This is a genomic window from Streptomyces sp. BL1, from assembly GCF_057628045.1.
The window spans coordinates 4,089,600-4,108,958 of the sequence record NZ_JBXYWZ010000002.1 but is presented as its reverse complement, the minus strand read 5'-3'; the positions used below and the strand labels follow the sequence as shown (position 1 = coordinate 4,108,958).

15 protein-coding genes, 1 tRNA gene and 1 pseudogene are annotated in these 19,359 nt (G+C 68.5%); 7 read left to right on the top strand and 10 right to left on the bottom strand.

Going from position 1 to position 19,359, the window contains the following annotated elements:
* Positions 1–33: 33 nt before the first annotated feature.
* Both grpE and dnaK read right to left on the bottom strand, forming a co-directional pair.
* On the bottom strand, positions 34–732 hold the full coding sequence (gene grpE, locus AC3AGO_RS18130) for a nucleotide exchange factor GrpE (RefSeq protein ID WP_487821257.1): 699 nt from the start codon (positions 730–732) through the stop codon (positions 34–36).
* A complete protein-coding gene (dnaK, locus tag AC3AGO_RS18125; RefSeq protein WP_487821256.1) occupies positions 729–2,600 on the bottom strand; it encodes a molecular chaperone DnaK in 1,872 nt (623 codons plus the stop codon). Before dnaK ends, grpE begins: the two co-directional genes overlap by 4 nt.
* A 325-nt stretch (positions 2,601–2,925) precedes the next feature.
* Here dnaK and AC3AGO_RS18120 point away from each other — a divergent pair, with 325 nt between their 5' ends.
* From AC3AGO_RS18120 to AC3AGO_RS18100, 5 genes are all read left to right on the top strand, one after another.
* Positions 2,926–5,205 (top strand): (Fe-S)-binding protein, encoded by a 2,280-nt coding sequence (locus AC3AGO_RS18120; RefSeq protein WP_487821255.1) that lies wholly within the window; start codon positions 2,926–2,928, stop codon positions 5,203–5,205.
* A 175-nt stretch (positions 5,206–5,380) separates the two neighbouring features.
* Positions 5,381–6,415, top strand: a complete 1,035-nt coding sequence (locus AC3AGO_RS18115) for an MEDS domain-containing protein (protein WP_487821254.1) — start codon at positions 5,381–5,383, stop codon at positions 6,413–6,415.
* Positions 6,415–6,861 (top strand): ATP-binding protein, encoded by a 447-nt coding sequence (locus AC3AGO_RS18110; protein WP_487821253.1) that lies wholly within the window; start codon positions 6,415–6,417, stop codon positions 6,859–6,861. The genes AC3AGO_RS18115 and AC3AGO_RS18110 overlap by 1 nt, the downstream gene beginning before the upstream one ends.
* Positions 6,862–7,043: 182 nt before the next feature.
* Positions 7,044–8,003: a Yip1 family protein gene (locus tag AC3AGO_RS18105; RefSeq protein WP_487821252.1), complete on the top strand. Its 960-nt coding sequence runs from the start codon at positions 7,044–7,046 to the stop codon at positions 8,001–8,003.
* A 345-nt stretch (positions 8,004–8,348) separates the two neighbouring features.
* Positions 8,349–9,344 (top strand): hypothetical protein, encoded by a 996-nt coding sequence (locus AC3AGO_RS18100; protein ID WP_487821251.1) that lies wholly within the window; start codon positions 8,349–8,351, stop codon positions 9,342–9,344.
* Positions 9,345–9,744: 400 nt separating this feature from the next.
* Here the strand turns inward: AC3AGO_RS18100 and AC3AGO_RS18095 are convergent, their stop codons facing one another.
* The 4 genes from AC3AGO_RS18095 to AC3AGO_RS18080 all read right to left on the bottom strand — a co-directional run bounded on the left by AC3AGO_RS18095 (position 9,745) and on the right by AC3AGO_RS18080 (position 11,962).
* Positions 9,745–10,311: a DUF5994 family protein gene (locus AC3AGO_RS18095; RefSeq protein ID WP_487821250.1), complete on the bottom strand. Its 567-nt coding sequence runs from the start codon at positions 10,309–10,311 to the stop codon at positions 9,745–9,747.
* 196 nt (positions 10,312–10,507) lie between these two features.
* Positions 10,508–11,005 (bottom strand): phosphoribosyltransferase, encoded by a 498-nt coding sequence (locus AC3AGO_RS18090; protein ID WP_487821249.1) that lies wholly within the window; start codon positions 11,003–11,005, stop codon positions 10,508–10,510.
* Between the two features lie 112 nt (positions 11,006–11,117).
* Entirely contained in the window at positions 11,118–11,693 is a 576-nt protein-coding gene (gene dcd, locus AC3AGO_RS18085; RefSeq protein ID WP_487821248.1) for a dCTP deaminase, read from the bottom strand.
* A 101-nt stretch (positions 11,694–11,794) separates the two neighbouring features.
* Positions 11,795–11,962, bottom strand: coding sequence for a hypothetical protein (locus AC3AGO_RS18080; protein WP_487821247.1), 168 nt, complete (start codon positions 11,960–11,962; stop codon positions 11,795–11,797).
* 222 nt (positions 11,963–12,184) lie between these two features.
* Here AC3AGO_RS18080 and AC3AGO_RS18075 point away from each other — a divergent pair.
* A tRNA-Gly gene (locus AC3AGO_RS18075) sits at positions 12,185–12,255 on the top strand.
* A 72-nt stretch (positions 12,256–12,327) separates the two neighbouring features.
* Here the strand turns inward: AC3AGO_RS18075 and AC3AGO_RS18070 are convergent.
* Positions 12,328–12,534, bottom strand: a pseudogene (locus AC3AGO_RS18070) (tyrosine-type recombinase/integrase); the annotation flags it as partial.
* Between the two features lie 338 nt (positions 12,535–12,872).
* Positions 12,873–14,339: a P-loop ATPase, Sll1717 family gene (locus tag AC3AGO_RS18065; protein ID WP_487821246.1), complete on the bottom strand. Its 1,467-nt coding sequence runs from the start codon at positions 14,337–14,339 to the stop codon at positions 12,873–12,875.
* Between the two features lie 998 nt (positions 14,340–15,337).
* Here AC3AGO_RS18065 and AC3AGO_RS18060 point away from each other — a divergent pair.
* Positions 15,338–16,849 (top strand): amidase, encoded by a 1,512-nt coding sequence (locus tag AC3AGO_RS18060; RefSeq protein ID WP_487821245.1) that lies wholly within the window; start codon positions 15,338–15,340, stop codon positions 16,847–16,849.
* Positions 16,850–16,909: 60 nt separating this feature from the next.
* Here AC3AGO_RS18060 and uriT read toward each other — a convergent pair whose 3' ends face one another.
* Positions 16,910–18,340, bottom strand: coding sequence for a uridine transporter UriT (gene uriT, locus AC3AGO_RS18055; RefSeq protein ID WP_487821244.1), 1,431 nt, complete (start codon positions 18,338–18,340; stop codon positions 16,910–16,912).
* Positions 18,337–19,284 carry a uridine-preferring nucleoside hydrolase UriH gene (gene uriH / locus AC3AGO_RS18050; protein WP_487821243.1) on the bottom strand — a complete coding sequence of 316 codons (948 nt, stop codon included), beginning with the start codon at positions 19,282–19,284 and terminating at the stop codon, positions 18,337–18,339. Before uriH ends, uriT begins: the two co-directional genes overlap by 4 nt.
* Between the last annotated feature and the right edge of the window lie 75 nt (positions 19,285–19,359).

Genomic DNA, 19,359 nt, shown 5'->3' with positions numbered 1-19,359 from the left:
TCCTCCCGTATACCGAACTTCCCGGCGTGGGCGTCAGCCCTCGTCCGGGCCACCGGTCTCCTCGTCTTCAGCACTGTCCCCGTCCTGCGCCGCACCCGCGGGACCCGACGCGCCGGGCTGCGGCTCGGCGACGCCGACCCGCGCGGGGCGGATCGTACGCTCGCCGATCCGGTACCCGGGCTGAAGGATCTGCACGCACGTGGTCTCGGTGACCTCGGGCGAGTACGAGTGCATCAGCGCCTCGTGCACGGTCGGGTCGAAGGGCTCGCCCTCCTTGCCGAACTGCATCAGGCCCATCTTCGCCGCGACCATCTCCAGCGACTCCGCCACCGACTTGAAGCCGCCGACGAGTTCGCCGTGGTCCCGGGCGCGACCGATGTCGTCGAGCACCGGCAGGAGTTCCGTCAGCAGATTCGCGACGGCGGTCTCCTTGACCGCGGCACGGTCCCGCTCGACACGGCGGCGGTAGTTCTGGAACTCCGCCTGCAGCCGCTGCAGATCCTGGGTGCGCTCATGGAGCGCCGTCCGGGTCTGGTCGAGCTGCGCCACGAGCGAGGCGTCCTGTGCGTCCGGCATGTCCTGCAGGGTCTCGTCCCCGGCCGGGGCCGCCGGCCCGCCCGCCGCCTCGTCGGCGGGGGCGGAGCCGGCGGCCTGCGCCGCAGCGTCCTCGGGCTGTACGGCGTCGGCGGGGACGTCGGACTCCTTGGGGGAGCCCGGGGTCTCCTCCGTCACGCTGCACCGTCCTTCGGCTTCTGCTGGTCGTCGTCCACGATCTCGGCGTCGACGACGTCGTCGTCCTGGCCCTCGGCCTTGGCCTCGCCGGCACCGGCCTGGGCACCCTCGGCGCCGTCGCCGGCCTGGGCGGCCTGCGCGTCGGCGTACATGGCCTGGCCCAGCTTCTGGCTGGTGGCCGCGACCTTCTCGCTGGCCTCGCGGATCGCCGCGGTGTCCTCGCCCTTCAGCTTCTCCTTGAGGTCGCCGACGGCGGTCTCCACCTCGGTCTTGACCTCGGCCTCGACCTTGTCCGCGTTGTCCTCGAGGAACTTCTCGGTCGTGTAGACGAGCTGCTCGGCCTGGTTCCGCGTCTCGGCCGACTCACGGCGCTTGGCGTCCTCGTCGGCGTACTGCTCGGCCTCGCGCATCATGCGCTCGATGTCGTCCTTCGGCAGGCTGGACCCGCCGGTGACCTGCATCTTCTGTTCCTTGCCGGTGCCGAGGTCCTTCGCCGACACGTGCATGATGCCGTTCGCGTCGATGTCGAAGGTGACCTCGATCTGCGGGACGTTCCGCGGGGCCGGGGGGAGGCCGGTCAGCTCGAACATGCCGAGCTTCTTGTTGTACGCCGCGATCTCGCGCTCGCCCTGGAAGACCTGGATCTGCACCGACGGCTGGTTGTCCTCGGCCGTGGTGAAGGTCTCCGAACGCTTCGTCGGAATCGTGGTGTTGCGCTCGATGAGCTTGGTCATGATGCCGCCCTTGGTCTCGATACCGAGGGACAGCGGGGTGACGTCCAGCAGCAGGACGTCCTTGACCTCACCCTTGAGCACACCGGCCTGCAGGCTGGCGCCGATGGCGACGACCTCGTCCGGGTTGACGCCCTTGTTGGCGTCCTTGCCGCCGGTCAGGTCCTTGACCATGTCGGCGACGGCCGGCATACGGGTCGAACCGCCGACGAGCACCACGTGGTCGATCTCGGACAGCTGGATGCCGGCGTCCTTGATGACGTTGTTGAACGGCGTCTTGCACCGCTCCAGCAGGTCCGAGGTCAGCTGCTGGAACTGAGAGCGCGTCAGCTTCTCGTCCAGGTGCAGCGGGCCCTCGGAGGAGGCCGTGATGTAGGGCAGGTTGATCGTGGTCTCGGAGGACGAGGACAGCTCGATCTTCGCCTTCTCCGCGGCCTCGCGGAGACGCTGGAGCGCCATCTTGTCCTTGGACAGGTCCACGCCGTGCCCGGAGTTGAACTGCTTGACCAGGTGGTCGACGATCCGCTGGTCCCAGTCGTCACCGCCGAGGTGGTTGTCACCGTTGGTGGCCTTCACCTCGACGACGCCGTCGCCGATCTCCAGCAGCGAGACGTCGAACGTACCGCCACCGAGGTCGAAGACCAGGATGGTCTGGTCTTCCTTCTCCAGGCCGTACGCGAGGGCCGCGGCAGTGGGCTCGTTGACGATGCGCAGGACGTTGAGGCCCGCGATCTCGCCGGCCTCCTTGGTGGCCTGCCGCTCCGCGTCGTTGAAGTACGCCGGGACGGTCACGACGGCGTCGGTGACCTTGTCGCCCAGGTAGGACTCCGCGTCGCGCTTCAGCTTCTGCAGGATGAAGGCGCTCATCTGCTGCGGGTTGAAGTCCTTGCCGTCCAGGTCGATCTTCCAGTCGGTGCCCATGTGGCGCTTGACCGACCGGACCGTCCTGTCCACGTTCGTGACAGCCTGGCGCTTGGCGACCTCGCCGACCAGCACCTCGCCGTTCTTCGCGAAGGCGACAACGGACGGCGTGGTCCTGGCGCCCTCCGCGTTCGCGATGACGGTGGGCTCACCGCCTTCGAGCACACTGACGACGGAGTTCGTCGTACCCAGGTCGATGCCGACCGCACGTGCCATTTCGTGTTCCTCCAGCTGATGTCTTGAGTGAAGCTGACTCAAGAGTGCACGACGGATCCCCTGGCGTCAACGGACCTTAGTCCCCCCGACTCAACTCTTATGCGCACGAGCACTGTTTTCGCAGGTCGGATAGGGTCCGGAGAAGTCTGGACGGGGTGATCGCTGAGGGTGGCCTCAGCGACGCAAATCACCGCCGCGTCGACTACAGCGCGCCCGCGAGAATGGGTAACCTCGTACAGACTGGATAAGTTACTGCTTAGTAAGAGCAAGCCACGGGCGGACGCGACCGCCCGGGCGAGCTGTCCCGCAGGTCCGAGGAGCCGACATGCAACTCGCCGCGATCGTCGTCACGCTGGTGCTCACCGCGGTCGGCGTTGCGCTATTCGCCCGCGCCATCGCGCAGATCTACCGCTTCGTGAAGCTCGGTCAGCCGATCCCCGCGGGTTCGCGGACCGACAGCCCGAAGCAGCGCACCGCCACACTGATCAAGGAATTCCTCGGTCACTCCCGGATGAACCGCTGGGGTGTGGTGGGCGTCGCGCACTGGTTCGTGGCGATCGGCTTCCTGACCCTGCCGCCCACGATCATCAACGCGTACGGGCAGCTCTTCCAGGCCGACTGGACGCTCCCGGTCATCGGCGGCTTCCTGCCGTACGAGATGTACATCGACTTCATCGGCGTCGCGACGACCGTCGGCATCGCGGTGCTGATGGTGATCCGGCTGCTGAACCTGCCCTCGCGGGCGGGCCGCAAGTCCCGGTTCACCGGCTCGAAGGCGGGCCAGGCGTACTTCGTCGAGTACGTCATCTTCATCATCGGCCTGGCCATCCTGATGCTCCGCGGCCTGGAGGGCGCGCTGCACCACGTGGACAGCTACGAGGCGGACTACTTCCTCTCGTACCCGCTGGTCGCGGCCTTCCACGGGCTCGACACCGGCACGCTGCAGACCCTGGTCTACTTCTGGGCGATGGTGAAGCTGAGCGTCACCATGATCTGGATGATCACGGTCGGTCTGAACACCAACATGGGTGTGGCCTGGCACCGGTTCCTCGCCTTCCCCAACATCTGGTTCAAGCGGGACGCCAAGGGCGGCACCGCGCTGGGCGAGCTGAAGCCGATGGTCTCCGGCGGCAAGGAGATCGACTTCGAGACCGCGCTGGACGACGACAACGAGGAAGAGGTCCGCTTCGGCGCCTCGGCCGTCGAGGACTTCTCCTGGAAGGGCATCCTCGACTTCTCCACCTGCACCGAGTGCGGCCGCTGCCAGTCGCAGTGCCCCGCCTGGAACACCGGCAAGCCGCTGTCGCCGAAGCTGCTCATGATGAGCCTGCGCGACCACGCGCACGCCAAGGCCCCCTACTTGCTCGCCGGCGGCGGCAAGACCATGGAGGGCGAGGAGAAGGCCACCGCCGAACAGCTCAAGAACGTCCCGCAGTCGGCGCTCGACGAGGCCGAACGCCCCCTGATCGGCACCGCCGAGGAGAACGGCGTCATCGACCCGGACGTGCTGTGGTCCTGCACCACCTGCGGCGCCTGCGTCGAGCAGTGCCCCGTCGACATCGAGCACGTCGACCACATCGTCGACATGCGTCGCTACCAGGTGATGATCGAGTCCGCGTTCCCGTCCGAGGCGGGCACGATGCTCAAGAACCTGGAGAAGAAGGGCAACCCCTGGGGCCTGGCCAAGAAGCAGCGGCTGGAGTGGACCAAGGAGGTCGACTTCGACGTCCCCGTCGTCGGCAAGACGGTGGAGGACCTCACCGAGGTCGAGTACCTCTACTGGGTCGGCTGCGCCGGCGCGCTGGAGGACCGGGCGAAGAAGACCACCAAGGCCTTCGCGGAACTGCTGAACATCGCCGGCGTCAACTTCGCCATCATGGGCGGCGACGAGAAGTGCACCGGTGACTCCGCCCGCCGTCTGGGCAACGAGTTCCTCTTCCAGCAGCTCGGCGAGGAGAACGTCTCCACCCTCAACGCCGCCTTCGGCGAGGACGAGGACGAGGGCGTCACGGTCGAGCAGTCGAAGAAGAAGATCGTGGCGACCTGCCCGCACTGCTTCAACACGCTCGCCAACGAATACCCCCAACTCGGCGGCCACTACGAGGTCATCCACCACACGCAGCTGCTCCAGCACCTGATCGACGAGGGCAAGCTGGTGCCGGTCACCCCCGTGGATGGCTTGATCACGTACCACGACCCCTGCTACCTGGGCCGGCACAACAAGGTCTACACGCCCCCGCGCGAGATCATCGGCAAGGTCCCGGGCCTCCGTAACGAGGAGATGCACCGGCACAAGGAGCGCGGCTTCTGCTGCGGCGCCGGCGGCGCCCGCATGTGGATGGAGGAGCGGATCGGCAAGCGCATCAACAACGAGCGCGTCGACGAAGCCCTCTCCATCAACCCGGACATCGTCTCCACCGCCTGCCCCTTCTGCCTCGTCATGCTGACCGACTCGGTCAACGGCAAGAAGAACGACGGCAAGGCCAAGGAAGAACTCCAGGTCGTAGACGTGGCCCAGCTGCTGCTGGACTCCGTCAAGACGCCCGCCGACCCGTCGGACGAGAGCGCTTCCGAAGAGGCCCCGGAGCCGGAACCGGCCAAGTAAGCACCACAGGGCGCGAGAAGAACTCGCAGCTTACGAACGGAGTCTGCCGTGGAACGGCAGACTCCGTTCGTATTCGGTCAGTTGTCGCCTTACATGGGCCAACCCGTGATGGGGGATACCGTTCGACGCGCAACGGCTCTAGCCTCCTGATCAGCGGCAGAGGAGGCGACACCGGGTGTCGGACGGCGCGGCGGACGATGGGGACCGCTATATCCCCGTGCAGCGGATACGGCCGGGCGATCACGCGTTCACGGCGTACGACGGCGACCGGGACCAGTGGTCCGTGCTGGGCGCCTTCGTACGGCAGGGGCTGATCGAGGGCGAGAAAGTGCTGGTCTTCATGGCGCCCGAGGTCACCGACGAACAGCTGCTCAGCCGGCTCGACGCCCGTACGCCCGCACTCGTACAGGCCTGGCAGCGCGGCCAGTTGGCGCTCAGCAGCATGCGCGCGCTGATCCGGCCCGACCGCGGCTTCACCGCGGAGCGGCAGTGGCAGCGGCTCATCGAGGAGGCCGACCTCGCGGTGCGCGAGGGCTATCCGGCGATGCGCGCGTACATCGACATGGCGTGGGTCGCCGATCTCGGTACGGACGTCGACGACGTGATGCGGCGCGAGTGTTCGGCGCAGCACCTCTTCGAGGGCCGCCCGTACAGCGAGGTCTGCGCCTACGACGGGCGGTGGTTCAGCGGCGAGGTGCTGGAGCGGATGCTGCGGGCCCATCCGCGCACGCTGCTGGACGCGGTGGGCTCGCTGCGGTCGGTCCCGTCCGGTCCGGCGGAGCCGGCATCGCTGCGGCTCATCGGCGAGGCGGACATCGCCACGAGCGACGAGTTCTGCCACGCGCTGCACACCGCGCTCAAGGACGCGGTACGGCGGGAAGAGCGGGGCTCGGGTGACGGGCCGGGCTCGGGTGACGAGTGGCGTTCGCGTGAGAGGCGGATCCCGGGTGACGGGCGGGCTTCGCGTGACGGGCCGGACGCTCATAGCGGGCCGGTCTCTCGTAACGGGCTGGGCGCCGCGGCGTTGACCGTGGATCTCACCGGGCTGCACTTCCTCGGCGTCGGCTGCGCCGCCGACCTGTTACGCCTGGCCTCGGAGGCCCGGGTCGGGGTCGCCGTCAACTGCACCCCGTTCCAGGCCCGTACGCTCCGCAGGCTGGGCTCCGACTCCATCAGCGCGCTCACCCTCTCCGTCGAGGAGGTCAACTGATGCTGAGCGACGAGCGCCTGTGCCGCATGCGCTTCACCTCCCGCGATCTGCCGCGGCTGCGCATCCAGGTCGAGGAGTGCGCCGCCTGGGCCGGCCTCGGGGAGCCGCGCCGCGGCGAGTTCATCGTGGCCGTGGACGCCGTGGTCACCAACGCCGTCGAGCACGCGGGCGGCCGGGGCAGCCTGCTGCTGCGGCAGCTCGGGACCGAGCTGGAGTGCCGGGTCGAGGACTCCGGCCCCGGCTTCACCGAGGACGTGATTCCCAAGCTGGCGCCGGGAGTCGACGGGGCGCCCAGCGGACGCGGCCTGTGGCTGGCCCGGCTGGTCACGGACCGGCTCACGGTGGAACGGGCGAACGGCTCCGGCGCCGTGGTGACCCTCGCCGTACAGCTCCCGGGGCACGACGTCGTACAGCAGGCGGCCCCCGCACGCCGGAGCACCCCCTGAGCGCGCCGTACGCCGGGCTCTGAGCGCGCCGTACACCGGCGCATCCCCTAGGGGCGAACCCCGGGGAATTCCGGGAGCTTTCTCCGGGATCCGCCCGAGGTGTTGTACCGGAACAGCCACAATGCGGTTCCCGGCCCCCTCACCCCGACTACCGGCGGCCCGTGAAGAGGTACGTTCGAGACGTGGCTGGTTTCAGGATCGGACGCGGCCGGGGCTCCCGGGACGCGCAGCAGCAGAGGCAGTATCCCCCGCGCCCGCAGCAGGCGCCGGGGGCCCAGGGCGGGCAGCAGCCGCCGAACCGGCCCCCGCGCGGCGGCCCCCAGGGCGGCGCTCCGCGGCAGCCCTGGCCGCAGGCGGGCGGCCCCTCGGGGCCTTCGGGACCGGCGGCTTCCCGCGGCGGACGGCACGGCGAGCCGGAGTACCTCGGTGATCCGCGCGCCGGGCAGGCGCCCGGCCGCCCGCAGGGCGCCCCGCACGACCCCTACGCCAACAACCCCGGCCACACACAGGCGTTCAGCGTGTCCGACCCGTACGGGCCGGACAGCGGCTACAGCCAGGGCGACACCTACGGGCCCGGTGGCTCCGCCGCTCCGCCGCCCGGGCCGCGGCTGCACTGGAAGGACCTGCTCCGGGGCATCGTGACCCGCCCCGACGCGACCTTCTGGCAGATGCGCGACTACCCGGTGTGGGGCCCGGCGCTGATCGTCACCTTCGTGTACGGGCTGCTGGCCGTCTTCGGCTTCGAGGAGGCCCGCGAGGAGGTCATCAACGCCACGCTGGCCAGCGCCATCCCGTACGTGCTGACCACCGGCGTCGCGATCGTCCTGGCCGGCCTCATCCTGGGCGCCGTGACACACACGCTGGCGCGCCAGTTCGGCGGGACCGGCTCGTGGCAGCCCACGGTCGGCCTGTCCATGCTGATCATGTCGATGACGGACGCGCCGCGGCTGCTGTTCGCCCTCTTCCTCGGCGGCACGGCCCCGCTGGTGCAGGTGCTCGGCTGGGTGACCTGGATCGTGGCCGGCGCGCTGTTCACCTCGATGGTCAGCCGCTCGCACGACCTGCCCTGGCCGAAGGCGCTCGGCGCCTCCGCGATCCAGCTCATCGCGCTGCTGGCCCTGATCAAGCTCGGCACGCTGTAGACCGCGGGCCGCAGGCCGCGGCCCGCAGCTCGCGGCTTGCGCGCTGGAGACCTCCGCGCGCCGGACGACGCGCGCGACGCTCCCCCGCCCCGTACGCCGACAGGCGCACAGGACGGGGGAGTTGTGCGTTTCCGTCCTGCTTTCGCCCCTGATACAGACCGGACAGATCAGCACACAATTCACCTTCTGCGAGCAACGATTGTGTTGCGGCGCGGAGCCGTACGTACCCGCCCTCGTTGATCCGACCGGGAACGGCTTGTGTCCGCGGAGTGGACCGCGCGGAGGAAGTAACGTTCCGCCACCTGTATCCACCGGAAACCGGCATTACGCACATCAGGGGCAAATATGGAGACCTCGACGGGCGTCGGAGCGCTGTCGCTCGCGGCCACGGGCCGCACGGTACGCGTACAGGCACATCCAGCCGTGCCCCCGCAGCCACAGCAGTACCCCGAGCCGGCCGCACCGCCGGCCTCGCAGGCGCTCGTGCAGTCGGCTTCGCAGTCGCCATCGCAGACGCCTTCACAGTGGCCCGGGCATGCGCCCGCGCAGTCGCTCGCGGTTCCGCAGCCGTACGCACAGCCGTACGCGCAGCCGCATCCGCCCGCGCAGGCACAGCCGCAGCAGTTCGGGCAGACCCAGCAGCTCGGGCCGCCCCCGCGGTTCGGACAGAGCGAACAGCTCGGCCGGTCCCAGCAGTTCGGCACTCAGCAGCCGGGCGCTCAGCAGCTCGGCGCCGAGCAGCTCGGTACTCAGCAGCTCGGCCGGCCTCAACAGCCCGGCCCGGGACGGCAGTCGGGCCTGACGCAGCAGGCGGCACCGGCGCAGCCGGCGAGCCCGTCACACCGGTCCGGCCTCTCGCAGGTGCGGCAGGCCCAGCCTCAGCAGGCGCAGCAGTCGCAGGTCCGGCAGGCCCGGATCCGGGGGACCCAGGTGCGGCAGTCGTACGTGGAGCAGCCGTACACACCGCAGCCGTCGGCGTACCCGCGGCCCGCTGCGCAGCCGTACACGCCGCCCGCTTCCCCCGGCCACGGGCAGTCCCACGGGCAGTCGGCCCCCCAGTCGCCTTCGCAGACGCACACACAGTCGGGCTCCCCGTCGTACACGCAGGCGCCCGGTCAGGCGCCCCCGCAGCCGCGCTCACCGGGGCGGCCGCAGCCGGACCCCGTCGCGGCGTACTGGCGCGAATCCCCCATCTACGCCGAGCTGTTCCGGCAGTGGCAGCAGCGCGGCCGTCAGACTCCCCGCCCGGCGCCGGCCACCCCCCTGCCGCCGGAACCGGGCGGGGTCTCCGTCACCACCGGACCCGCCGCGCTCCTCGGCACCTCCGTCACCCCGGCCTGACCCGGCGGCGGCTCACGCGCCCGCCCCGTGCGGTTCCCGCACCCGCGTCGGGGCGGTTCGCACCTTTCCCGGTGCTTTGGTGAACGGGTCAAGGGCCTTTCACAGCAGGGTTACTGATGCGTAATAGACGCCGCGTCAAATAGTGCGCGTCGACACCGAACGGCGCCGGGGGCTGCGGATCCCGGCCGGCGGCGCCGGGTGACGGCGGACCGACCTGCCGCGTGAAACGGAGAAGAAGATGGCCCTCGTCAGCGACCTGCTCGGGACCGTGACCGGCGTTCTGGAAACGGCCCTGGGTCTGCTCGGCCTCTGAGCCACCCCCCTGCACCACCGAGTACGTACTCCTGTGCCCTCGCCGGGGACGCCCGGCGGGGGCACGCGCGCGTACGGGCCTCCGACCTCACGCCTTCCCGGCCCGTGCCGCGGGCACCGCGCGGGACGCGGCCGCCGCGGAGACGGCGCCGCCTTCCGTCTCCCACTGCTCCCGGAGGCGCCGCCACCCGACGATCGACTGGGCCGCGTCGTCCGCCGCGATGAGCGCGCTCGCGGTGCGGAGGTCACCGGAACCGTTCGCGGCCGCCATGAGCCGGGCCGCCGTCGCCGCACTCGCCTCGGGCGGAATGACCAGCAGGTCCCAGCGGCCCACGCGGTACGACACGAGCAGCAGCTTGTGCGGGTCCTGTTCCGCCCTGAACCAGCCGACCTTCACCGAATGCCCGGTGACCGGCACCATCCGTGGCACGACGGGCCAGCGCTCGGGATTCACGGAGATCCGTGTGATGCGGCCCCACAGCGGGTCCAACACGTCGGTGAGCGCCGGGAGTTCCCGGAGGAGATTGCGGGAGCGGGGCCACCACGCACCGTCCAGGAGCCCTGCGGGGGCACCCTCCGGCTTGAGGGCCAGCCGTAGGTCCGGTGCCGGGCGGGACTCATGAATCATGAGTGTGCGGTCTGCGGTCACGTTCATGACGCGTGCCTGCCTCCGGGCCGGCGGAGCGCCCGGCGTCTTCGATCACCAAGAACGGCGCCGTCGTGGAAGACGGCACGCGAAGAACCCTCAGTACACCCCAGTTTACGCCGCGGTACGGTCCGGCGGACGGCCAGGCGGGGCAGGATCCCGAAGGGCCCGCCGGGCGCGCGGCGTACCGCTCAGGCGTCGAGGCTCAGGCGTCGAGGATCTGGCCCTCGCGGCGGACGACCGGAGGCTCCACGCTCCACGGGAAGTTGATCCACTGGTCGGTGCGCTTCCACACGTACTCGCACTTCACCAGCGACTGCGACTTCTCGTAGATCACCGCGCTGCGGGTGTCCGCGACGTGCTCGGCGCAGAAGTCCTGCACCAGCTTCAGGGTCTTGCCGGTGTCCGCGACATCGTCCGCGATGAGCACCTTCTTGCGGCTCAGGTCCACGACGTTCGGCACGGGCGGCAGCATCACGGGCATGTCGAGCGTCTCGCCCACGCCGGTGTAGAACTCGACGTTCATCACGTGCAGGTTCTTCACGTCCAGCGCGTAGCCGAGACCGCCGGCGACGAAGAGGCCGCCGCGCGCGATGGACAGGATGATGTCCGGCTCGAAGCCGTCGTCCGCGACCGTCTGCGCGAGCTCGCGGATGGCCTGTCCGAAGAGGTTGTACGTCAGATTCTCGCGCTCTGCAGTCACGTTCGTGCCCTTGTTCGCCTTGTTTGCCCTGTGCTGCGGTCTGTTGGACCTGTGCGGTCCACCCGGAACGGTGCGGTCCCGGACGTGGGGTGCCGGTCGTGGGGTGCCGGTCTCAGACCTGGGTGCGGTGGAAGTTCTGGAACGAGCGCGAGGGCGTCGGCCCCCGCTGTCCCTGATAACGCGACCCGTACTGGGCGGACCCGTACGGGAACTCCGCCGGCGAGGTCAGCCGGAACATGCACAGCTGACCGATCTTCATCCCCGGCCACAGCTTCATCGGCAGCGTCGCGACGTTCGACAGTTCGAGCGTCACGTGGCCGGAGAAGCCGGGGTCGATGAAGCCCGCGGTGGAGTGCGTCAGCAGCCCGAGCCGGCCGAGCGAGCTCTTCCCCTCCAGCCGGGAGGCGAGGTCCTCGGGAAGCGTGATCACTTCGTACGTGGACGCGAGCACGAACTCGCCGGGGTGCAGGATGAACGGCTCGTCCCCCTCCACCTCGATCATCCGCGTCAGATCGGCCTGTTCGACGGCGGGATCGATGTGCGGATAGCGGTGGTTCTCGAACACCCGGAACCAGCGGTCCAGCCGCACGTCGATGCTGGAGGGCTGGACCATCGCCGGATCGTACGGATCGATCCGCACCCGTCCGGCATCGATCTCGGTACGGATGTCCTTGTCTGAGAGAAGCACGGACCGAGACTACGCGCACGAGACAGGACCGGCCCAATCGGACCGGCCCCGCGTCGCGTCCTGCACCCTCTGTCTGTCGGCAGTGCCCGTTCAGCCCCTGCTCAGCGCCGGTGATCCTCCTCCACCGGCACGGCGTTCCGCAGCCGCGCACAGCGCGGACACCGCAGCAGCCGGCCCGGCCCGATCCGGTCGGGCCCGAGGTTCTGCATCGGGAACGACGAGGTGCTGAACACATGCCCTTCGGCACACCGGACGACGGTGGATTCCATCGCTTCCCTCTCCCCAGATACGTGGACGACGAACGCCACATTAGGGGATGAACCGGGCGCACTCACGAGCGGCACTCCGTGATCCACCGTACGCCTCAACTCCCCACCGCCACGGCCACTTCCTCCCACCCGGGAACAGCGAAAAGACCCCTCGGCCTGTGCGGCGGGGGTCGTGGATGGGGTAGAGTGTCCGACGCCGAGCCGGAGTCTCTCCGGCTCTTCGCGGGCGTAGTTTAATGGTAGAACATGAGCTTCCCAAGCTCAGAGCGCGGGTTCGATTCCCGTCGCCCGCTCAGAGACAAAGCCCCAGGTCAGCGACCTGGGGCTTCTTCGTTGTCTGGACCTCTCTAGGGCTTCCGTGCCCGTTACGTGCCCGATCCGCCTTCAGGAGGTGGTGCGTTGGACTCCTCACGCTTCCGGGCAGCCGCATCCCGCTCCGCCTGTACGCGCGCGGCGATGCCGGCGGCGACCTCACGCTGACGCTCCAACGGCGAGTGCTGATAGATCAGCGCCGCCTTCTCCGAGGACTGCCCAGCACGGACAATCGTGTCCTTCAACGTGGCCCCGCTCTGCATCAAGGCGGCTCGCGTCCCGTTCCCCGGACGCGGCCCGGCTCCCCGGGCCGCCGCTCCTGTCTCCGACCCGCTCCGGCCCGGTCCGCCAGCCCGCGCTCATGACGTGACGGTGCCAACTTGCTTGCGAGGAACAGCTCATGGCCGGGTCCGGTCGGCTCCACGGCTTAGGCAGCCACATTGGGCCGAGCCTCTAAGTTCGGGGGCCGCGCTCGGACAATTCCGGGCAGGCGAGGTACTGCCCGAGTCGTAGGCAGCTTAGTGACCCCCGCCCCCTAACCCTAAAGCAGCTCCAGCCCAAAGCTGCTCCACCGACCTGAGTCTTGGTCGCGCGAAGGTTATCGGCTCAGCAGGTCCAATGCCTCTTTAAATCCCGGGTGCACGCGAAATACCTCCGCCGAAGAATTGAATCGAGCTCGGGGATCACGATACCGCCACACGTACTCAGATCCCCCACCCCTTCCTCCTGGCTTGAGGTATCCGACGATGGAAAACTCAAAGAGCTGACCCAACGCGTAGATCGGATCTATACCACTAAGGCTTTCTCTTCTCGACCAGGCGGAGGAAAAATCATCCAGTGCAAAATGCACGGACCCGATCTCCTTTACGACCTCCAAATACTCCTTGTAATTGGGGACGTGCTTGGCAATCTCATCATCAAGCTCATTGAGGAGGTAGTCAGAGTAGCCTGATCGCGCTTCATGCACGACTTGATTGTCAAACTGAGGATTACCTTCGATCATTGGCGCCTTGTGCTGCTGCAATACCTCATTGCAGAATTTAATTATGTCACGAGGCCGCAAGAAAGTTCGATCACAGATGTGCTTGTACTTGCTCTGCCTACTGGGCATCTCCCGCGTCTCATCAAATACTGACCCCCAGGAGACGTCCGGAGATGATGCATCACCAAGAACTCGACTAAACCTGCTCTCCATGAGCATCTTCAGAGTAAGGCCACTCCCATATTCACTCCACACAACCAACTCGGAGAAATTATCCTTGACCTTGTTCTTGTCTTCAAACTGCAAATCCTGGAAAATGTCGTCACGCAAAAAAACAACCACGTTAAGTTTCTTGCCATAGGATCGCGCAGCGAGGAATAGATCCCTTGCAGCAAGAATGAGACCGATTAGCCGCTGAGAGTACGCGGGGTCGTCCTTCGTGAAGCCAAGGTCCAGCTGATCGAAGCAAATATAGTAAGAGTGCTCAGGGTTGAGCGCACGCAAGACGTGCTCCTGAATCGCCCTATTTACTTCCTGGATATGCGGAGGAAGATCCTTGATTCGGACCCGTTCACCAGAGATTTCCAGGTAGGGAATCTTCAGCGTCCCTTTGAACCGCAGTTCCTTATTAGGGCTGAACAGTTGCCGGACATCGGGATCGCGAGTGCCATACGAGTCCACGACAAAATCCTCAAGTGCCTGCACGGCCTCGAACGAGTCGTCACTCCACGGTTGACTCTGATCTACATTGAGTAGAATCTTGGCAAGTCCGACCAGAGTCAAATACTTCCAGCTGTGGAAGTAACGCCTCTCTTCGGGAACCCCCGTTTGCGCTTGCAGGTCGTGATGCTGCCAAGGGTAATCATCGAATGAATGGCCATAGGCGAATTCTGCCGAACTTCTATCGGTTAGAAATTTCTTGAAGATTGCAGTTTTCCCTGAGCCCTTGCGACCCAAAATTAGAAATTTCTTGTTATCCCTAGCAGCGATATAGGCCGGATGATCCTGAAAGCATTCGCGGAGCAGTTCGTCTGCGTCAGCATCAATGGCGCCGAAATTTTCTGCTTCTGAGATCCTAAGCATCACTACCCCCTGACGGGACGGAACAAGCTCTAGCGGACAGGATAACCCTCTACGTCAGGGATGAGAATATTTCGCGGCTTCGAGTTCAGTTCAGTGAGAGGTCCCTAGATAACAGCAAGTGTGTTCTGCAGACCAGTCGACGCCGCGACCTCCAGCAGACTGCACCGTCCGCAAGCGTGCTGCCACAGATTGGGGCACATGCCAACGTTTCATACTCCTCAACGAGGCTGTGAGGTTAGGCGCCAGACAGGTAGCGAGTCACTGGACTGTGGACGTCGCAACGGGCAGTCCCTAGTTCCGTACGGTGCCGCCGTCACAGCTCAGCCGATGGCCACACTCCCCCAGCCCTAAACGGTGCTCACGCGCATGCCCGATCCGTGCCCGTAGCGTCGGTGAACCACGGTCAACAGCGGGTCATCGAGGATGCTGGCCGATGGGGCGTGGGGGCCGGGCGCACTGGCCAGGGCCCCAACTGCCCCTACAGCCACTGCGGTTCCCAAGCTCAGAGCGCGGGTTCGATTCCCGTCGCCCGCTCAGAGATGAACCCCCAGGTCAGTGGCCTGGGGGTTCTTTTGTGTGCGGGGCCGCTTGCGGGGTGGGTTGACGGGGGCGAGTGGGGGTGTCAGATGTGTTCTGGGCCAACTCGCCTCTGCCGGGGAGGACTTGGGATGTTGCGTCGAGCTGTCGGTCTGGTGTTGCTGGGGCTCGTGCTGCCCGCCTCGCTGGTGGGTGCGCCCTCCGCAGGGGCCGCGCGCGAGGGCGGAGCCGTACGCGAAGTGGGCGCTGCGCAGGGGGCGGAGGCCGCACACGATGCCGGGGACGCGCCGAGAACCGGGGCCGTACGGGGCGCCGGGGCCGCGTCGAGAGCCGGGGCCGCACAGGACGCCGGGGCCGAACCAAGAACCGGGGCCGTACGGGGCGCTGAAGCCGCGCCGAGAACCGGGGCCGCACACAACGCCGGGGACGCGCCGAGAGCCGGGGCCGCCCCGGACGCCGGGGTGCCTCTGGAGCGGCTCGGGGTGGAGGGGTTGGGGCTGGCGTTGCGGGAGGGGCGGACCAGTTCCGTGCGGCTCGTCGAGAGTTATCTGCGGCGGATCGGCGCGTACGAGGAGGACCGGAACGGGCGGGCCGGGGTCAACGCGGTGATCGCCGTGAACCGTTCGGCGCGGGCCGAGGCGGCGCGGCTGGACGCGGAGCGGCGGGAGGGGCGGACGCGGGGTCCGCTGCACGGGATTCCCGTGGTGGTGAAGGACAACATGGACACCGCGCGGATGCCGACCACGAGCGGGTCGGTTGCGCTGCGCGACATGCGGCCGGGGCGGGACGCGACGCAGATCAGCAGGCTGCGCGAGGCCGGGGCGATCGTGCTGGCGAAGACGAACATGCATGAGTTCGCGATGAGCGTCACCACGATCAGTTCGCTGGGCGGGCAGACCCGCAATCCGTACGACGTGACGCGGCATCCCGGCGGTTCGAGCGGCGGGAGCGCGGCGGCGGTGGCGGCGGCGTTCGCGCCGGCCGGGCTGGGGACGGACACCTGCGGTTCCGTACGGATTCCCGCCGCGCACAACAACCTTGTGGGGCTGCGTCCGACGTTCGGGCTGGCCAGCCGGGCCGGCATCGCGCCGCTGGCCGGTACGCAGGACACGGCGGGGCCGCTGACGGTGTCCGTACGGGATGCCGCGCTGCTGCTGGACACCATGGCCGGGTACGACCCGCGCGACCCGAGCACGGAGGCGGCCCGCGGAAAGGTGCCGCGGAGCTATCTGGACGGGCTGTCCCGTGCGTCGCTGGAGGGCCGGCGTGTGGGCGTCTTCACCGACAACTTCGGTACGGAGCCGGAGGCCGCGCCGACCAACACGGTCGTACGGAAGGCCGTCGCCGACATGCGCCGGGAGGGCGCCACGGCGGTCGAACTCGGGCCGCAGCCCGCGGTGACGGAGGCGGCGGCGGGCGCGAACCGGGTGCGGAACGAGTTCGAACGGGACCTGAACGCCTATCTGAAGACGTCCGCCGACGGGCGTCCCGAACGGCTCGCGCGGCTGGTCGCCCCGTACGACGAGGTGACGCTGGCCGACATCGCGAAGTCCGGGGAGGTCACGCCGAGCGTGCTGGAGACGCTGCGCGCCTGGGTGGACAGCCCGGCGCTGCCGAACCCCGAGTATCTGGAGAAGCTGCGCCAACGGGACGTTCTGCGGGCCGAGTTGACGAAGCTGATGCGCGAGCACGACCTGGACGCGCTGGTGTATCCGTCGGTGAGCCAGCCGCCGGGGAAGGTCGGGACGACGCAGCCGTACGCCAACTGCCGGCTGTCGGGCTACAGCGGCTTCCCGGCGCTGAGCGTGCCGGCCGGGTTCACGGGTGACGGACTGCCCGTGGGGGTGGAGCTGCTCGCGCGGCCGTTCGCCGAGCCGGAGCTGCTCGGCATGGGGCGGGCGTACGAGCGCGCCACCGGGCACCGCACGCTGCCGCCGGGCACCCCGCCCCTGCCGGGGACGGGCGACAGGTGACCGGAGAACGCCGAACGGCCAACCCCCGTACGGAGGCCGGCCGTTCAGGACGAAGAACCCTCAGGCGTGCGCTTCGGCCTGGGTGGGCTTCGGGATGAGGAACGAGGCCACGATGGCCGCGGCCATGATGACGACGCCTGCCGTCATACCGGCCGTGTAGCCCGCCGAGGACGTCTCGTCGGCCGGCTGCGCCACCGTCTGCACCGCGGAGAGCACCGCGAAGCTGAGGCCCGAACCGAGGTTGAAGGCACCGGCGTTGAGCCCGGGCAGGAAGCCGGGGTTCTCGCGGGGCGAGAGGACGATGCCGAGGCCGTTCAGCACGATGTTGCCCACACCCGCGTACGTGATGCCGACCAGGACCGAGGCCGCGAGCAGCATGGCCTTGGACTGTCCGCCGAGGGTGAGGATCATCAGGACCACCGTCGCGGCGGCCCCCGTCAGACCGAGGCGGAGGATGCGGCCGTACCCGTACGTGGCGGCGAGGCGTCCCGCGAGCGGGCCCATGGCGAGCCCGGCGAGGGCGTACGGGGTGAGCGTCCACCACGCGGACTGTTCGGCGGTCATGCCGAGGCCGGCGCGGGCGTCCTGGGCGAAGGCCGGGATCAGCCCGTTCATGACGGCGAAGACGCCGGTCATGGTGAGCACGGTCGTCAGCAGAGTCGCCCAGGTGGCGCGCTGCTTCAAGTGCCGGATGGCGACGAGGGGATGGCTGCTGCGGCCCTCCGTACGCCAGAACAGGGCGAAGGCGGCGGCGGACACGACGACGAGGACGGCGATGAGCGGCCAGTCGGCGGCGGCGAGCTTGCCGGCCTCGTTGAGCGCGACGAGCAGCGCGCCGACGGAGACGACGAGGGCCCCGACGCCGGGCCAGTCCATCCGGGTCGCCTCCTCGGACTTGGACTCCGGGGTGAGGGTCGCGACGAGGACCGCGGCGAGCGTCGCCACGACGGCCATGGCCCAGAACACCGAGGAGAATCCGTGGTGGTCGGCGAGCCAGCCGCCGGCGAGGGAGTCGACGCCGGCGATGCCGCCGTTGACGGCGGTGATGACGCCGAGCAGGGTGCCGTACTTCTTGGGCTCGGTGACCTCGACGCGCAGCATGATGAGGCAGAGCGGCACGGTCGGCCCTGACACGCCCTGGATGATGCGGCCCGCGAAGAGCATGGGCACGCTCTGCGCGAGGGCGGCGATCACGCAGCCGATCACCATCAGCGCGAGCATGCCCGCCAGCACCCTGCGGCGGCCGATGACATCGCCGAGCCGCGGGAGGAACAGGGAGAACAGCGCGGCCGAGGTGAAGAACGCGGTCTGGGTGAGGCCGACTTCGGCGGAGGTGGCGCCGAGGGAGTCCTGGATGCTCTTCAGCGCCGGACTGAGCATGCTGGCGTTCAGCTGGAACGCGAAGCACGCCACGAGGAGCGCGGTGAGCAGGACTCCGACGCGGACCGGGCGGCGGCCCACGGGGGCGGGGGCGGTGGCTGCCGTGCTCATGCGGCGCCGTCGCCGATCCGCTCCAGCGCGTCCACGACGAGGTTCCAGAAGCGCGTGTGGTCGAGGCCGACGGCGACCTGCGTGTGGCAGTCGTCGGGCGCGGGCGCGCGGAGGTCCGTCACGGTCATGCCGAGGGTGAGGCCGCCGCGGAGTTCGACATCGACGGGGGCCTTGCGTACGGACATGACGTCCGGGTCGATGACGTACGCCACAGCGCACGGGTCGTGCACCGGCGGGTGGTCGAAGCCCTGCATCTCGCGGTAGGTGGCGCCGAAGAAGTCGAGGAGTTCGTTGACGAAGCGGGCCGGCTTCGTGCCCACGGCGTCGATCTTCTTGATGACGTCGGGGGTGGCCAGCGCCTGGTGGGTGAGGTCGAGGCCGACCATGGTGACCGGCCAGCTCTCGTTGAAGACGATGTGCGCGGCCTCGGGGTCGATCACGATGTTGAACTCGGCGACGGGGCTCCAGTTGCCCTCGTGGTAGCCGCCGCCCATCAGCACGACCTCGCGGACGCGGGACGCGATCCGGGGCTCCTTGCGTACGGCGAGCGCGATGTTGGTGAGGCCGGCGGTGGGCACGATGGTGATCTCGCCGGGCTCGTGCGCCATCACCGTGTCGATGATGAGGTCGACGGCGTGCCGCCGGTCCAGCTCCAGCTCGGGCTCGGGCAGTTGGGGCCCGTCGAGTCCGGTCTCGCCGTGGATGTCCTCCGCCGTCTCGACGGTGCGCACCAGGGGCCGCGGGCAGCCGGCCGCGAACGGGACTCCGGTGATGCCGGCGATGCGGGCGACGGAGAGCGCATTCCGGGTGACCTTCTCCAGCGTCTGGTTGCCGACCACGGTGGTGACGGCGACCAGCTCGACGTCGGGGCTGCCGTGCGCGAGGAGCATGGCGATCGCGTCGTCATGCCCCGGGTCGCAGTCGAGGATGATCTTTTTGGACAACGGTGGAGCCCCTTTGCTCGGCTGGATCGCACATCTGGATCCCGGCGGTGCCGCGCGACTCGGCCGTACCGCGGA

What these genes read in the sequence shown, in the direction of transcription:
- AC3AGO_RS18065 (WP_487821246.1), bottom strand. Translation starts at nt 14,339, where the DNA reads ATGCTTAGGATCTCAGAAGCAGAAAATTTCGGCGCCATTGATGCTGAC.
- AC3AGO_RS18095 (WP_487821250.1), bottom strand. Translation starts at nt 10,311, where the DNA reads ATGAACGTGACCGCAGACCGCACACTCATGATTCATGAGTCCCGCCCG.
- AC3AGO_RS18110 (WP_487821253.1), top strand. Translation starts at nt 6,415, where the DNA reads ATGCTGAGCGACGAGCGCCTGTGCCGCATGCGCTTCACCTCCCGCGAT.
- uriT (WP_487821244.1), bottom strand. Translation starts at nt 18,340, where the DNA reads ATGAGCACGGCAGCCACCGCCCCCGCCCCCGTGGGCCGCCGCCCGGTC.
- dnaK (WP_487821256.1), bottom strand. Translation starts at nt 2,600, where the DNA reads ATGGCACGTGCGGTCGGCATCGACCTGGGTACGACGAACTCCGTCGTC.
- AC3AGO_RS18080 (WP_487821247.1), bottom strand. Translation starts at nt 11,962, where the DNA reads ATGGAATCCACCGTCGTCCGGTGTGCCGAAGGGCATGTGTTCAGCACC.
- AC3AGO_RS18100 (WP_487821251.1), top strand. Translation starts at nt 8,349, where the DNA reads ATGGAGACCTCGACGGGCGTCGGAGCGCTGTCGCTCGCGGCCACGGGC.
- AC3AGO_RS18120 (WP_487821255.1), top strand. Translation starts at nt 2,926, where the DNA reads ATGCAACTCGCCGCGATCGTCGTCACGCTGGTGCTCACCGCGGTCGGC.